This window comes from Hymenobacter antarcticus, assembly GCF_039539545.1.
Taxonomy (GTDB): Bacteria; Bacteroidota; Bacteroidia; order Cytophagales; family Hymenobacteraceae; genus Hymenobacter; species Hymenobacter antarcticus.
The window spans coordinates 26,877-41,145 of record NZ_BAABDI010000014.1; the positions used below are offsets into that span (position 1 = coordinate 26,877).

Sequence of the window (14,269 nt, forward strand, 5' to 3'; positions counted from 1 at the left end):
TAATTAATTGTCGGTACTAAGTTCGTAGCTTTGGAAATCGACCAAAAGTCGGGGTTTTACTCCTTATTCTATAGGCTACATGGAAAACGACTCACAGCTCCCGATTCTGGTTCCCACCCGTTCGCACGCGATGGTCGAAATGCCGGCTTCCGTCAGTCGGTATGTCGAGGCCGGCCTGCACGGGGCCGAGAATACCAAGCGCGGGTATGCGGCTGACCTGCGCAGCTTCCAGGATTACTGTGAGCAACACCAGCAGCTGTACCTGCCGGCCGATGTGACGACGGTGGCCGGGTACGTCTCACAGATGGCCGACCGGGGAATGAAGTTGGCCACCATCCGCCGGCACGTGGCAGCTATCGCAAAACTGCACCAGTTGGCGGGCAAGCCGTCACCGACTAGTCACGAAGCATTGCATGTGGTGCTCGATGGCATAACCCGGGTGATTGGCAAGCGTCAGCGGCAAGCGGCCGCTTTTACCGTGGCGGAGTTAAAGCAAGCGGTTCGGGCTATGGACCTGACGACACCCACTGGTCTTCGTGACCGTGCTTTATTGTTGCTGGGTTTTGCCGGTGCTTTTCGGCGGTCTGAACTGGTAGCCTTGAATGTGGAAGACATCGAGTTGACACGTCAGGCACTAGTGATACATTTACGACGCAGCAAAACCAATCAGTATGGTGAAAGCGAAGACAAAGCCGTTTTCTATGCGCCCAGTGCAGACTTTTGCCCAGTTCGGGCAGCTCAGGAATGGCTTGAATGTATTGACCGAGTTTCAGGTGCCCTTTTCACTAGAATGAACAGAGGCAATAAAGTGCGTGCTGCTCAGCCAGGAAAGGCGCGTTTATCAGACCAAAGTGTGAATGATTTAGTCCAGCGACATCTTGGACCTACTTACACTGCGCACTCTTTAAGAGCGTCTTTTGTAACTGTGGCGGTAGAAGCGGGGCAATCAAACAAGGCCATTAAGAACCAAACGAAGCAGAAGACAGACTTAATGATTGAGCGCTATGCTCGCTTGGATGATGTGAAACGCTTCAACGCTGCTCAGTATTTAGGGCTATAAGCCAAAAGGCCAATGAAAAATGGATTGACATGATGACTTTACTCTCTGAAATATTTCTCTCGGTAATGTATATTCTTCATACCTTTAACGCAATTTCTACTTAGGCTGGAAAACGCTAAAAGTGGCATAAGTAATTCTTCTTGATTTCTACCCACCCAAGTAAAATTATGCTTGATTTTTTACATAAATCAAAGGCTAGCAAGAGCCTAGTTATTTTCGTGCATGGGCTACAAGGAAGTGAAAACACTTGGCTTAATGCAAGCGGCAAATCATTTCCATCCTTATTAATTCAAGATGAGGAAATAAAAAGGAACTTCGATTTTGCCTACTTTAACTATTACACTAGCCTATTCAATATCCCTGAAATCGTTAAAAAATATACTGGGTTTTTTAAAGGGCTATTGGGCAAACCTCACGCTAAAGTAGATAAAAATCTGCATATCAATGAGGTATCTGATTTGCTGTCCACCTACTTGGGTGAGATGACGCATCAATACGATAGCTTGATTTTGGTATGCCATAGTCTGGGTGGTTTGATTGCGAAGTCTCTTATTGTACACCATTCTGGGGATGCAGCAGTAAAGAAAATCAAGCTAATATTTTCACTTGCAGTACCTCATAATGGTTCGCATTTAGCTGATATTGGCGAAAGGGTTTTGTCTAATGTCCAAATTAAAAACTTAATGCCGCTAAATGATGATGTTAATAAAATAAACCATCTATGGATTTCTAATAAAGATTTCAATCCTAAAATCATCTACTTTCAGGGTAAAATGGATGATATAGTTGTTGGTGCAAGTTCTGTTGGGTTTGATGCTAACAAACCGGAAATAAAATTTTGTGATGACGACCACATTTCAATTGCAAAGCCCCAATCAGCTTCAGCGCTAGTATGCATATCCGTGGCTAATGCGCTATTGGGATTTGTTAAGAATCAAGCCATTAATGAACTATCTAATCAAGAGGCGGCGGATTTATCCGAATTAGAAAAACAGGATTTTGTTTTAAAGCTGATAATTGCAGATGTCCATAGTAATTTGATAGCCAACGCTAAGCAACGTTTTTATGATGCGGAGAGGGTTAGACGCGTGTTGATACAGATGGACATGAATAAGGAGATGGATTTTCTGTACAGCGCAATCGGGCAGATATATACAGATGCATTTTCGGAAGCTTTGGCTGGCAAAATAAAAGATGGAGATGAGCTCTTAGGCCATGTTCACCGGAGAATTGGTGAAGAAAATCTGAACTTATTAAAGTCTATATCTGAGATTACTTTTCTGCATAAGATTGGTATGGTACATCAGTTGGCCAATGTCAATGAGGACATATGGTGGGCACGAGAGCATTCTATCAAAACACTAGAAGAGTATAAAGCCAAAAAATCTGAATAAGCATTATGCATTTTATAGACCTAGGCTCCGGTTTGCATATTAATCTCGGGTTGTACTTGATACTAATCGATGAATTGTCAATAAACAAAAAGCAAGAACCGATTTTAAGTATAGAAAGGGCTACTATCTACGCTTTTTTGTTAAAAAATCCTTTGGCCTTGGCTAACGTTCTTCTGAGTCTCAATAAAAAGGTCCCCATTGATATCAAGGAGTATGAAATAGGCAATATAGCAACTACTTATCCTAATAAGGCTCGCTATTATAGACTCAAGGAAACCAAAAGCATGATTCAGCTCCTACATGCTTTTGGAATGGTAGAAATAGCCCCTGACGTCATAACAAGGATGCCGTCAATAGTGGTTACGGAGAAAGGTAGAGACCTGAGTAAAGGGTTTAAATCCGATTATTTTGTAAGAATTAGAGAAATTAGTGAGGCTGTAAAAATGCTTCACTCAGTAAGTATCCCAGCAATCAGGTCCAGCCTAAACCAAGTTCTAGATGAAAACTAGCTTTAAATTACCACGACTTCAAATAAGAGAGCTTAGTCTTATTGGTATTAGAAAGAATTACGAGGTGAAGTTCAGAGATGGCCTTAACATCATATTAGGCGATTCCGATACTGGTAAATCTAGTATTCTGAACCTTATAAGCTACATGTTAGGTGGAAAAACCGTGGATGAATATCCGGAAATTCGCCAAGCAGCTACATCCTGTCAACTTGAAATCAAGGTCAATGGAAGAATTTACACCATAGTAAGGGATATATTCGATAACAAGAAAGAGATAGAGGTCTATCATTCTCCCATTTCAGGAATACTTGATGTGTTTCCTGTGAAGTATTATCCAACCTTCACGCCTCAGGGGGAACTAGGCTACTATTCTGATTTCTTGCTTGAAGCACTGGCCATTCCTAAATTGGAACTTAAAGTTTCACCTTCTAAACAGGATTCTAAGATGTCTCGTCTTAGCTTCAGAGATGTGTTCAAGTATTGTTACCTAACACAGGATGAAGTAGGTAGCAGAACTTTGCTAAGTTCTAACAATAGCGAATATTCTGTAAGAGTAAAAAATCAAGAGGTTTTTAAATACCTTTTCAATATTCTTGATTCCAATATAGCTGAGCTTAATAAAGCTTTATCGGAACAGACTAAGAGTCAAAATGAACTGGCTAAAAAGCACAAGACTATCTCGGCGTTTCTCAGAGACACACAAGTCGAAAGCGAAACCACACTTGATAATTCTCTGATTTCAATACACCGTAAAGGAGTTTTCTTACAAGTTTCTATCGATGAATTGCATGAGTCTATGGTGTCCGATTCTGGCCAGCACCATGAACTCCGGATTTCCATTGCTAAGGAAGACCAACAGCTTCAAAAAATAGTATCTGAAACAGAATTTAATAACATATCAATACGGAATAATGCAAGCCTGAGAAAAGACTACCAGCAAGATATAAATAGGATAAAGTCTTCTATAGAAGCAATTGAAAAGATTCATGGGGATACCCAACACGAATTTTCTTGTCCTTTATGCTCTTCAATGGTGTCAGTGAATAGTAGACTTGTTGTGCCGAATTATCAATGAGTTAAACAGAAGTTCCACAGGCCGGCGCATACCTCCAGCGCTACATCAAACTGTTCCAAGTTGTGGATGCGCAAGCGGTCAGACAAAATACGATACCGTTTTAGGCCCCCGATGCTGTGTTCCACCACCACGCGTTTGCGTGCTTGTTGCGTATTGCGAAATTTCTTGTTTTTGGTTAATTGCCCACCGCGCGGTTTTTTCGTTGGAAGAAATAATTTCTCGCACGCGTAGATTTTATCGAAGCCTTGAAAGCCGGAATCCAGGCGCACAGTCAGGCTGCTAAACCACTGCTTATCTGGCGGAAACTGCTGTTTCAGCAACGTAAAGTCGTGTATTGCCCCCGGCACTAATCGGCCCACGTAAATTAATTTCCGCTGGGCATCGGCCAAAATAAGCGCTTTTAGGGTGTGGCGTTTTTTTTACCACTGTACTGCGCTTTTTGCGCCGCTTTTTCCTGCGGACGTTGCGTGGCAAATTCGGTGGCATCGACGAGTACGGCTCGCCGTTTGGAAAAATAGCGTTGTAATTCGGCTGGGGATTGAAATTCACGTTCGGGCAAACAATTGGCCAGCCGCAGCGCCTCGCGCAGTACAGCCAATCCTTCGTCTTGCCGGCGCTTGGCCGTGGCCCCGTCCAAGCCACAGACCAATCCCAGCACGTCATAAGTCAGCCCTGATTTGCAACTGAAAAGGGTAAAGAAAAGCAAGTCCTCCTCATCCTTCATGCGCGTTCCGGCGGGATGAATAACCATTCGTTCAGCGAGTTGCATCTCATGCAATGCCGCATAAGCACGCTGGAATACGACCAATAGCTGCGCGAAATGGTGCGCATCACACCCCAAAGCGGACCGCCATTGGCGAGGCGTTTTTAAATCCTGAATGGAAATTTTCATGCCCAAATATCCGCAATCTTCACCGCTCAAGCCGCTGCAACAAGTCTAGTCTAAAGGATAGTTTTGAAGTACACGATAAACAGGCTCTAAACTCAGAGTTGAAGAGTTTAACTAAAAGAGTCAAAGAGATTGACGCGCTTATAGATGAACTTAAAGATGGTAATAACTACCTGCAAGAGCTATTAGATGTCGTAAAGGAGTCATTAAATAGATTAAGGAATCGTCTTGACCGTGAGTCAAGTGAAATGGTTTCTCCATTTCTTTCTCAGCTTGAAGCATTAATCGTGGAGAAAGCCACGCTCACTGAATCTAAGCGTTCAGTAGAACATTTGATTAAGATACGTCGGTCTTTAAGCGAAATTGATACTCAAATTATTGATATTGATAATCAGGTAACAATTTTGAAAGAAAAATTATCCCTTACAAAAGATGAAGCACCAAGTATCCAGCGAGTCTGTGAAAAAATAGCTGACTATCTCAGCGAGTTCTTGAAGGCTACTAAAGTTAAATCTCTTAAAGATGTAGCCATCAATAATAGTACTTTTCTTCCAATTGTAAGAAATCAACAATATCATGAGATTACATCGGGGGGAATAAGGACACTTACTTCCGTTGGTTATATTCTTAGCATCCTTCAGTATGCTTTTGCAAACGATTCCAATCATCCAAAATTAGTGATGATAGATACGGTTGGTAAATACTTGGGAAAGACGACATTAAAACATAATGATACTATTACTGAAAGCGATAAAGAGGAAGGGATTAGTAGCAACGATAAGTCAAAATACATCGAGATGTACAAGTATTTTATTGAATTGAGTGAAAGTAGCACCGAGCATCAACTCATAGTAGTTGATAACGACTTGCCTGAAACAATTCAAGACACTTTACAGCAATACATCGTTAAGCATTTTGATGATAATGGCCAAGAAAGTACTACGAAAGGCTTTATTGATGATGCACCCTGATTCGTTTTGTTTATAAAGACGAATAACAGTCGTTGAAATAAGCCAAAGCATAAGGTCCGATAAGAGAAGCTTATCGGACCTTATCCGGTAGCGTTGGGGCCCGCCTTCGTGAGCGGCGGTTGCCTCCCCCTGCTCAAAGCGGCACGCGTTCGTACCGCGGGCGTTATTGTTTCCTCTCCCGCCGTATACTAAAGGCAACTCCGTGCCTTTGGGCAGGAGGAGAAACGATTCGCTATCTGAAGCGTAGTTAGACTAGCGAACTGCTGCCGCCTGGCGCCAGGCGATTCCCCTGCCGGAGCGACACCCCAGCGCCTTGGTGTTGGTGCCGCTGCCGGCAGTGCGTCGACCTGCAACCGCTTGCATCCCTTAACCCAATCCCTCATGGACAGTCGCCAACGGAACCGCACGACCACCCTGTTGCTGGCAGGCCTTGTGACCGCCTGCCACTACCCCGGACAGCAGACGCGCCTGCGGGCCCTCGGTGCGGAAACCACCGCGCAGGCCCCGGGCCAAACTGGCTGCCCGCCCTTGGAAACCCGGGTGGCCAACGCGCCCGGCCAGCGCCCCACGACTCCCGACCAAACCCGAGCCTGCCCCATTGCCTCCTCCGCGACGTTCGACGTGGTCGTACTGGCCACTGGACTCCAAACCCCCTGGGCGGTCGAACCGCTGCCGAACGGGGACCTGCTGATTACGGAGAAACCGGGCCGGCTGCGCATCGTATCCGCCCAGGGGCAGGTCGGCGCGCCCATCCAGGGCCTGCCCGCAGTGTACGCCTCGGGACAGGGCGGCCTGCTCGATGTCGCGCTCAGCCCGGCCTTCCCCACGGACCAGACGCTTTACTGGTCCTTTTCCGAGCCCCGCGGCGAGGGCAACGCCACGAGTGTGGCCAAGGGCGTGCTGTCCCCCGACCGCCGGAGCCTAAGCCGCGTGCGGGTGATATTCCGGGCGATGCCGGCCTACAACGGCGACATGCACTTTGGCTCCCGCCTGGCATTTGGGCCCGACGGGATGCTGTACGTAAGCCTTGGCGAGCGCTCCGACCTGGAAATTCGACCCCAGGCCCAACAACTGAACAGCCACATGGGCAAAATCCTCCGCCTCACGCCCGACGGCCAACCCGCTCCGGACAACCCGTTTGCCCGCCAGGCCGGGGCCCTCCCCGAAATCTGGACGGTGGGCCATCGCAACGTGCAGGCGACCGCCTTCGATGCGCAGGGGCAGCTGTGGTCCGTGGACATGGGGCCGCAAGGCGGCGATGAGCTGAACCGGATAGAAGGGGGCAAAAACTACGGGTGGCCGCTGGTCACGTTTGGCGAGGAATACTCGGGCGACCCCGTTCCGAACGCCACGACGACCAACCCAGAGTATGTGGACCCCGTCTATTACTGGGACCCGGTGATTGCGCCCTCAGGGGCTCAATTTTACACCGGCGATGCCTTTCCGGCGTGGCGCGGCAACTTGTTTGTGGGCGCGCTCAAAGACCGGGCGTTGGTGCGGCTGCAATTGGAACAGGGCCGCGTGACGCGCGAGGAACGGCTGCTGTCCGACCGCAAACAACGCATCCGGGACGTGAGGCAGGGGCCGGACGGGGCGCTGTACGTGGTCACGGATGAGGCAAAGGGCGAGCTGTGGAAACTGGTCCCCCCGCTGCGTAAGCCGTAGACCGGTGCCCTGGGCGCCGGAATAAAAAGGCTTTTTACGCGTTTTGACCGGAGCCGCTCCGTCACCAGTGAAAAAACATAAGTACCCAACTCAACTGGGACTTGGGAAGATAAAGACCTGTTGAACTTTTAAAAGACGCTACTGTGGAGTTGCAATTACTGTCATAATTCCAAGCGATGAACTTTTCTCCATCCATTTTTTGGGTACAAATTGTACCATTCCGAGCATAAAGTCCAAAAAGTTATTCTCCATATTTTTATCCCACTCGATTCCTTTTTGTTCCATCTCGCTCATCCAGTAGAGCAAATAAGGGTTCATGGTTCCATAAGTAAGTAGTTTGGAAACTTTCCAACCACTTTTTTGAAGCAGTAGCGTCACATTATCTGGGGAGAACAATGAAATATGACGAGGTGTATGCCAACCTGCCCAGTTTTTACCATATTTTCTTCTACTCGTTGAATCGAAATTGGGAGTTTCAATGATGAGTGTGGTAGACGGTTTCGCAATGGATTGCAGAAAACTTAGGTTTTCAAGCGGAGTGTAATCATGCTCTAAATAATGCCACATGGTAATTACATCCGGCTGCAGGCTACTTGGCAGGTCTTTAATTTCTGCTACTTTTAAATCTAACCCTTCGAAAGGAGCAGATTGAACTTTCCACCCCTCATCACTAAAGTCAATACCCATGGTTTGGCAATTTAACGCTTGCTGACAAGCCTTTAAAAAGCTTGGCTTACCACAGCCAACATCCAGAATCAAAGATTTTGATGATATGGTATGAGCATCTTTTACCCGCTTCACCCGTTTTAAATCTAACGTCTGCTGGCTGTTCTCTACCAATTTTTCAAACTTACCCCACGCTTTTGCTCCTCTGTAAGGCAGGTAATGAGAAGTATAGTAGTTTTTTAGTTGTTCTAACGGTACTCGAGGATTTAAGAAAGCCAGTTTACATTCAGCACATTGGTCAAAATTAAACAACTCATTATTCGAATGCATCTGAGCCGTTGTTTTAATAAAAGAACCAATAGAGGTGGCGTTACAAATAGGACAATTGTTAAGTTGACGCATAGGTTTGAGGTAGATATGAGGTGGTCTAGTTAAGCAAGAGGGACTTGGGTGATATTGTTAAGTTGTTGTTGGTGAAATTTGTACGGCTTCTGATAACCAATACTGGAGTGGCGTTTGTGGTGGTCAAAAACCGCCGCTATTTCCGTTTCCCAAGCCGGCTTTTGCTTCTCCACCGCCCCATTCACCTGCACCAACCGCCAGGCGTAGTAGCGGCTGGATACGACCCCGAGCACCTGGCAGAGCTGCTGGACGGGATGGCAAGTACGCTGCTGGTCAATGAATGACAGCATACTCACAGGGCCGGGGAATGCGAGATAACGCGCTTCAAGCGTTTGCTGGCGATGGCTTTTTTTAAAAATATCGAGTTCCTGCGCCAGCCGTTTGCTGGCCGTGCGCAGCGCCCGCACTTCGGCGGCCTCGGCCGGGTCGGCGGGCAAAGGCGGCTGGGTAGCTTTCTGCCGGGCATAAATCCGCTTGGCATCAATATTCAGGGCGCGGGCGGCGGCCAGCGTGGAGCGGCTTTCGCTGGCTAGCCGCAGGGCTTCGGCGCGGAAGACCGCATCATAACGCGGCCGTTTTGTAGGAGGGGCTTTTTCCATGGGTTTGGGAAGTTAACACCTAATTCTCTCCTGTTTCACCCGACCACCTCAGTGATGCCGACAAGTGAGGCTTGTCCGGAAGTTGCCGCAGATAGAGAATTATGCGCGGCATTGTAAGGCCGGAGCTGGCCGGCCGACTACGGCCTCAGATTCACCAATCCCGCTGCCAAATCCGAACCATGAAAATTCTTGCCTTGCCCGTCCTGACCATCCTGGCCGGAGGAGCCGCTGCGCTGACGGCCTTCACTACGCTGAATCCGGCCCTGCTGCCGGGGGCTACTTACGCAGTGGCCGCTGCCAGTCCCGTGGTGGACCACAGCAGCTACGACCGGCTGCTGAAAAAGTACGTCACCGACAAGGGCCTGGTCAACTATAAAGGCTTCAAGGCCGACGAGCAGGCTTTCAACCAATACCTGGCGCTGCTGAGCAAAAACCCGCCGGCGGCCAGCTGGAGCAAGGACGAACAGATGGCATACTGGATAAATGCCTACAATGCCTACACCATCCGGCTGATTCTGAATTACTACCCCGTCAAGAGCATCAAGGACATCGGCTCCTCCATTCAGATTCCCTTCGTGACAACGCCCTGGGCGGCGAAGTTTTTCAGCATCGGGGGCGAAAAGATGAGCCTCGACAACATCGAGCACGGCACACTGCGCAAGAAGTACGACGACCCGCGCATCCACTTCGCGCTGGTGTGCGCGGCCCTGACCTGCCCGCGCCTGCGCAATGAAGCCTACACGGCCATCCGCCTCGATGACCAACTCGATGACCAGGGCCGCGACTTTCTGAACAACCCGACCAAAAACAGCATCAGCCCCGGCAAGGCGCAGCTCTCCAAATACTTCGACTGGTACAAGGGCGACTGGACTAAAAACGGTCAGTCGGTGGCCAAGTGGGTAAACCGGTACTCGAAAACGAAAATCGACGAGCAAACCCCGGTTACCTTCCTGGACTACAACTGGAAGCTCAACGAGTAGTAGGACATCGGCCCTACGGCACCAGCTCGTGCAGCGGGCCGGTAGGTTCCGCCCGGCCCGGCACCGAGCCGTCGGGGCGGGCCCAGGGCTGTAGCGGCTCCAGCGGCAGGGCCAGCAGGCGGGCCGCCGTCATTTCAGCTGCTTCCGGGTAGGCGGGCACACCGATGGTGAGGTCCTGCTGGGGCACGTTCAGGCGCAGGGTGCAATGCAGCCGGTCCCAGAGCGTGAGCACCACGCCGAAGTTGCTGTCCGTTTCGCGCTGCACCTGCGAGTGGTGGATGCCGTGCGTGCGCGGCGTGACCAGCACGCGCACGAGCTGTTGCTCCACGGCAAAGGGCAGCCGCCAGTTGCTGTGATGAAAGGCCGTGCAGGCTTCAAATACGGCTTCGAAGCCCAGCACCGTGGCGGGCCGCACGCCCAGCAGCGCGGGCAGGCCCGCGCGCCAGGGGATGCTGGCCAGCATCTCGCCGAAGTGGAAGCGCCAGCCCGTGGTCAGGTCCATGTCCAGGTCGGAGTGGTGCACGCGGTGCAGGCGCCAGAGCAGCGGCGCGTGCAGCAACCGGTGCCAGGTATAGCCCAGGTAGTCGAGCAGTAGCACCTCGGCCGCCAGGCGCAGGGGCGCGGGCAGGCGGGCCAGCACCGGCCGGCCCGGTGCCCAGGTTTGGGCCAGACCCACCATGGCCGGCAGCAGCGTCAGGCGCATGGCCGGCAGGGCGGGCGCGGCCACCAGGGCGTTGCGCAGCCACCGCTCGGGCCGGGGCCGGGTGCGGCGGCGCAGGGGGCGGCGGGTTTCCAGCAGCAGCAGGCCCAGGGCGACCACGGCCAGCGCCGGCCCGGCCCAGCGGTCGAAACGGCGCAGCAAGGGAGAAGAAAGGGGCAGTAAAGGCACGGGCACAGGAGTTAGATGAGCAGATAATGGCAGCGGAAGCCAGTTAACTTACTTCTCCGAAGCCAACGGGGTTGCCCCGGCAGCCAGCACCCGCCCCGGCAGTGGTGCGGAAGCCGCCCGGGGCCTGAGCTGACTGAACGGCTCCAGCTGCTGCGCCACAAACGTAGCGGGACACTGCGCTACGCCGGGCCAGCCCAGCGGCAGGTGGGCCTGTTTGGTGGGCACGTAGGCCGTGCCAAACAGGTAGTCCCACACGGTCAGCGTCAGGGCGAAATTCACGCCGTGGCGACGCGCCTTGGGCAGCTCCTGGGCATGGTGCCAGAGGTGGGCCTGGAGTTTTGAAAACGTATTTTAGCGGCCCCAGCGGCGCGGCGCTATTGTAACAATGGTCGCACTTGTCGTTGCAGAGCTGGGCGAACACCCAGTAAATGGACCCGCAGTGCGTGAAATCAGTTTTCATAATCGGGCTGGTAAGCAGTACGCTGAATGGATTCCCAGAAGGTAAGCTCGGCGGCAATACTGGTGTGCGGGTCCTGCCCCGACATTGTGGCACCGGCCGAGCTGCCCGCTCATCCCGACGCGCTTAAGTCGCAGTAGTACCGCTGGAATAAGGGCGCGGCCGAAACCGCCCGCAAGCACCTGGGCCGGGTGTGGCGCAACCCGCGCCTGTCGCTGGCCACCCGGCTGCACGCCACGTTTCACCTGCTCAACAGCTCGGTGTTCACGGTCATTCTGCCCATGGCCGTGCTCAGCGTGCCGCTGGTGCTGGTGCGGGCGCACCGGCCCGAGCTCAACCCCCTGTTTTATCTGGCGGCGGTGTTTGTGCTCGCGTTCGCGCCCCTCACCCACTGTTACCACACCACCTGGCGGCTGGCCGGCGGCCCCGCTACCGGCCGTTGGTTTGTGCCGCAGTTTGTGCTGTTTCTGGCCGTATCGATGGGGCTGGCCCTGCACAACACCCGCGCCGTGGTCCTGGGCTTTTGGGGCAAAGCCACGCCGTTTATCCGCCCGCCCAAACAAGGCAGCGGGGGCCGCGTACTACCTGCGGGCGATAAGGAAGCGCGGGCGCCCCTCACCCTCGGGGGTTCCTGCCGCTGGCCGAAGGCCTGTTCACGCTCTACTTTGCAGCCGGGCTGGGGGCCGGCTTCTACTACCACGGCCCCGGCGCTGGCGCAGCCCGTAGTAAGTGAGCTAAAGGCCGCCTGCATCATATATCCGCCTACCCCTTCCCTTCCCCTGGTATGACTTCCTTTTCGCTTCGTCCCGTTGCCCCGCCGGACCTGGCCACGCTGCTGCCCCTGATGGCCGATTTCTACCAGCACTTCGGCTATCCGTATGACCCCGCCGCGCAGCAGGCCGTGGCCGCCGACTTCCTCGCCCACCCGGAGTGGGGCGTGCTGTACTTACTCGAAGATGGCGGCCAGACCACAGGCTACGCGGCGCTGACCTACGGCTTTTCGTTTGAGCTGCGGGGCCGCTTCGGCCTGGTCGACGAGCTGTACGTGACCCCGGCGGCCCGTAGCCAGGGCGTGGGGCGCGCCGTGCTGCTGGCCCTCCAGCAGCAGGCCCGGGCCGGGGGGCTGGTGGCCCTGCACCTGCAAACTGAGCCCGGCAACCCTCGCGCCCGGCAGCTCTACGAGTCGCTCGGCTTCGCCGATGACGGACGCCGCAACCTGACCTGGCACCGCTAAGTGGCTTCTCCTTCCCCAACCGCCCCTTCGCTGCCGCAACGGGGCGAATTTTCTTATAACATATAAATGATGTCGGACGAAGCTGTGGGATAGGCGAATATCAGCTTGCGCACCTCGGCGGCCGGGAGCTTGGCGTGCATGGCCAGCATAAACAGGTTGATGACTTCCTCGGCGTTGGGGCCCAGCAGGTGGGCGCCCAGAATCAGGTCCGTCTCCTCCTCAATCAGCACCTTGAAGGCTGAGCGGGGCGTCCGGAGCCGCTTGGAAGTAAACCAGCCCGTCGTGACGTCGTGCTTCACCTGAAACTTGAGGCCTTGCCGGGTGGCTTCCTCCTCGCCCAAGCCCACGCTGGCCAGCACCGGGTGGGCAAACACCGCCGAGGGCATCAGGCCGTAGTCAATAACCTGGTGGTTGCCTTCGAGCAGGTTGGCGGCCGCCACGTGTGAGGCTTTGCCGGCCACCGGCGTCAGGGGCAGGCCCGAGGCCGCCGCATCGCCGGCCGCGTACACGTCGGGGTGGGAAGTGCTTTGCAGGTACTCGTTCACCGTCACGCCGTGGCGGGTGTAGGCCACGCCCGCGGCTTCGAGGTTGAGCTCGGCCAGGGCCGGCACCCGGCCGGCGGCGTGCAGGGCCAGGCTGGCCGTGAATTCCCGGGCCTGGCCATCGGTTTCGGCGTGCAGGTGCAGCTGGCCGTCGGGCGTCCTGCTCACGCGTTTTACTTCGGTATTCAGCACCACCTCGATGCCGGCCTCGCGGGTGGCAATCAGCAGGTGCTCCACCAGCTCGGGCTCGAAGTTTTCCAGCGGGCGCGCCCCCCGGTGCAGAATGCGCACCTTCGCGCCGGCGCGGGCCGCCAGGTGGGCAAACTCGAAGGCGATGTAGCCGCCGCCCACGAAGGTGAGGTCCGCCGGCAGTTCCGGCAGCTCCATAAAGTCGGTGCTGTCGAGCAGCAGCTCCTCGCCGGGGATGCCCAGCGGCAGGGGCCGCGCCCCGGTGGCAATCACGAACTGTTTCGCTTCGAGCACGTCCGCGCCAATCTGCACGGTGTGCGGGCCCGTGAACCGGGCCACGCCGTGGAAGGTGTGGATGCCCGCTTTCTGAAAGCCCGCCTCCTTTTTCTCCGGCACCGGCTCGGTGAAGGTGCGCTTGAAGGCCATCAGCTCCGACCAGCTGATGACGGCTTGCTGCGCCAGGCCGTGGCCGAGCAGCTGCCGCGAGCGGGCCACGGTTTCGGCGGCGCCCACCAGTACTTTTTTGGGGTCGCAGCCGCGCAGGGCGCAGGTGCCACCAAAGGGCAGGGCATCGACGATGGCCACACGCTTGCCGGCGGCCGCGCACTTGCGGGCGGCTACGCTACCGCCGCCGCCGGTACCGATTACAAGGACATCAAAGGAGTGTTGTGACATAATACAGGAGAATAAGTGTTGGGGAAAAAAGGGGAAATCACCCGGCAATCAATACCGGAAAACGCAGCGTAGG

Annotated in this window: 16 protein-coding genes; 9 read left to right on the plus strand and 7 right to left on the minus strand. The window is 53.6% G+C overall.

All coding sequences use genetic code 11. The features are described 5' to 3' along the window. Nucleotides 1–79: 79 nt before the first annotated feature. From ABD819_RS11225 to ABD819_RS11240, 4 genes are all read left to right on the plus strand, one after another. Nucleotides 80–1,060: a tyrosine-type recombinase/integrase gene (locus ABD819_RS11225; protein ID WP_345124230.1), complete on the plus strand. Its 981-nt coding sequence runs from the start codon at nucleotides 80–82 to the stop codon at nucleotides 1,058–1,060. Nucleotides 1,061–1,200: 140 nt separating this feature from the next. Beyond that, on the plus strand, nucleotides 1,201–2,454 hold the full coding sequence (locus tag ABD819_RS11230) for an ABC-three component system protein (RefSeq protein ID WP_345124232.1): 1,254 nt from the start codon (nucleotides 1,201–1,203) through the stop codon (nucleotides 2,452–2,454). A 56-nt stretch (nucleotides 2,455–2,510) separates the two neighbouring features. After that, nucleotides 2,511–2,963, plus strand: coding sequence for an ABC-three component system middle component 4 (locus tag ABD819_RS11235; RefSeq protein ID WP_345124235.1), 453 nt, complete (start codon nucleotides 2,511–2,513; stop codon nucleotides 2,961–2,963). Continuing rightward, nucleotides 2,953–4,038, plus strand: coding sequence for an AAA family ATPase (locus tag ABD819_RS11240; RefSeq protein ID WP_345124238.1), 1,086 nt, complete (start codon nucleotides 2,953–2,955; stop codon nucleotides 4,036–4,038). Before ABD819_RS11235 ends, ABD819_RS11240 begins: the two co-directional genes overlap by 11 nt. On the opposite strand, the gene ABD819_RS11245 is transcribed toward ABD819_RS11240, so the two are convergent. Continuing rightward, nucleotides 4,032–4,427 carry a transposase family protein gene (locus tag ABD819_RS11245; protein WP_345124240.1) on the minus strand — a complete coding sequence of 132 codons (396 nt, stop codon included), beginning with the start codon at nucleotides 4,425–4,427 and terminating at the stop codon, nucleotides 4,032–4,034. The two genes, ABD819_RS11240 and ABD819_RS11245, sit on opposite strands and share 7 nt — an antisense overlap. Nucleotides 4,428–4,438: 11 nt before the next feature. Further along, entirely contained in the window at nucleotides 4,439–4,930 is a 492-nt protein-coding gene (locus tag ABD819_RS11250) for a hypothetical protein (protein WP_345124243.1), read from the minus strand. 98 nt (nucleotides 4,931–5,028) lie between these two features. Between ABD819_RS11250 and ABD819_RS11255 the strand changes: the two genes are divergently transcribed. Both ABD819_RS11255 and ABD819_RS11260 read left to right on the plus strand, forming a co-directional pair. Further along, nucleotides 5,029–5,898 carry a hypothetical protein gene (locus ABD819_RS11255; protein WP_345124245.1) on the plus strand — a complete coding sequence of 290 codons (870 nt, stop codon included), beginning with the start codon at nucleotides 5,029–5,031 and terminating at the stop codon, nucleotides 5,896–5,898. A gap of 381 nt (nucleotides 5,899–6,279) precedes the next feature. After that, on the plus strand, nucleotides 6,280–7,563 hold the full coding sequence (locus ABD819_RS11260) for a PQQ-dependent sugar dehydrogenase (protein WP_345124248.1): 1,284 nt from the start codon (nucleotides 6,280–6,282) through the stop codon (nucleotides 7,561–7,563). A 138-nt stretch (nucleotides 7,564–7,701) separates the two neighbouring features. On the opposite strand, the gene ABD819_RS11265 is transcribed toward ABD819_RS11260, so the two are convergent. Continuing rightward, complete coding sequence (locus ABD819_RS11265) at nucleotides 7,702–8,631, minus strand: class I SAM-dependent methyltransferase (RefSeq protein WP_345124250.1); 930 nt, start codon at nucleotides 8,629–8,631, stop codon at nucleotides 7,702–7,704. A 29-nt stretch (nucleotides 8,632–8,660) separates the two neighbouring features. Next, nucleotides 8,661–9,230, minus strand: a complete 570-nt coding sequence (locus tag ABD819_RS11270; protein WP_345124252.1) for a hypothetical protein — start codon at nucleotides 9,228–9,230, stop codon at nucleotides 8,661–8,663. A 179-nt stretch (nucleotides 9,231–9,409) separates the two neighbouring features. Between ABD819_RS11270 and ABD819_RS11275 the strand changes: the two genes are divergently transcribed. Next, nucleotides 9,410–10,210, plus strand: a complete 801-nt coding sequence (locus tag ABD819_RS11275; protein ID WP_345124254.1) for a DUF547 domain-containing protein — start codon at nucleotides 9,410–9,412, stop codon at nucleotides 10,208–10,210. A gap of 13 nt (nucleotides 10,211–10,223) precedes the next feature. Here ABD819_RS11275 and ABD819_RS11280 read toward each other — a convergent pair whose 3' ends face one another. Together ABD819_RS11280 and ABD819_RS11285 are read right to left on the minus strand one after the other, a co-directional pair. Continuing rightward, complete coding sequence (locus ABD819_RS11280; protein WP_345124256.1) at nucleotides 10,224–11,099, minus strand: sterol desaturase family protein; 876 nt, start codon at nucleotides 11,097–11,099, stop codon at nucleotides 10,224–10,226. Between the two features lie 48 nt (nucleotides 11,100–11,147). Further along, nucleotides 11,148–11,378 (minus strand): hypothetical protein, encoded by a 231-nt coding sequence (locus ABD819_RS11285; RefSeq protein WP_345124258.1) that lies wholly within the window; start codon nucleotides 11,376–11,378, stop codon nucleotides 11,148–11,150. A 369-nt stretch (nucleotides 11,379–11,747) separates the two neighbouring features. Here ABD819_RS11285 and ABD819_RS11290 point away from each other — a divergent pair, with 369 nt between their 5' ends. Further along, nucleotides 11,748–12,344, plus strand: a complete 597-nt coding sequence (locus tag ABD819_RS11290; protein WP_345124261.1) for a hypothetical protein — start codon at nucleotides 11,748–11,750, stop codon at nucleotides 12,342–12,344. After that, nucleotides 12,341–12,790 carry a GNAT family N-acetyltransferase gene (locus tag ABD819_RS11295; protein WP_345124263.1) on the plus strand — a complete coding sequence of 150 codons (450 nt, stop codon included), beginning with the start codon at nucleotides 12,341–12,343 and terminating at the stop codon, nucleotides 12,788–12,790. Before ABD819_RS11290 ends, ABD819_RS11295 begins: the two co-directional genes overlap by 4 nt. Nucleotides 12,791–12,843: 53 nt before the next feature. On the opposite strand, the gene ABD819_RS11300 is transcribed toward ABD819_RS11295, so the two are convergent. Next, on the minus strand, nucleotides 12,844–14,196 hold the full coding sequence (locus ABD819_RS11300; protein WP_345124266.1) for a dihydrolipoyl dehydrogenase family protein: 1,353 nt from the start codon (nucleotides 14,194–14,196) through the stop codon (nucleotides 12,844–12,846). Nucleotides 14,197–14,269: the final 73 nt, after the last annotated feature.

Excerpts from the sequence above, each read along its gene's own strand:
- ABD819_RS11225 (WP_345124230.1), top strand. The coding sequence starts at position 80 with ATGGAAAACGACTCACAGCTCCCGATTCTGGTTCCCACCCGTTCGCAC.
- ABD819_RS11240 (WP_345124238.1), top strand. The coding sequence starts at position 2,953 with ATGAAAACTAGCTTTAAATTACCACGACTTCAAATAAGAGAGCTTAGT.
- ABD819_RS11250 (WP_345124243.1), bottom strand. The coding sequence starts at position 4,930 with ATGAAAATTTCCATTCAGGATTTAAAAACGCCTCGCCAATGGCGGTCC.
- ABD819_RS11260 (WP_345124248.1), top strand. The coding sequence starts at position 6,280 with ATGGACAGTCGCCAACGGAACCGCACGACCACCCTGTTGCTGGCAGGC.
- ABD819_RS11265 (WP_345124250.1), bottom strand. The coding sequence starts at position 8,631 with ATGCGTCAACTTAACAATTGTCCTATTTGTAACGCCACCTCTATTGGT.
- ABD819_RS11270 (WP_345124252.1), bottom strand. The coding sequence starts at position 9,230 with ATGGAAAAAGCCCCTCCTACAAAACGGCCGCGTTATGATGCGGTCTTC.
- ABD819_RS11275 (WP_345124254.1), top strand. The coding sequence starts at position 9,410 with ATGAAAATTCTTGCCTTGCCCGTCCTGACCATCCTGGCCGGAGGAGCC.
- ABD819_RS11295 (WP_345124263.1), top strand. The coding sequence starts at position 12,341 with ATGACTTCCTTTTCGCTTCGTCCCGTTGCCCCGCCGGACCTGGCCACG.
- ABD819_RS11300 (WP_345124266.1), bottom strand. The coding sequence starts at position 14,196 with ATGTCACAACACTCCTTTGATGTCCTTGTAATCGGTACCGGCGGCGGC.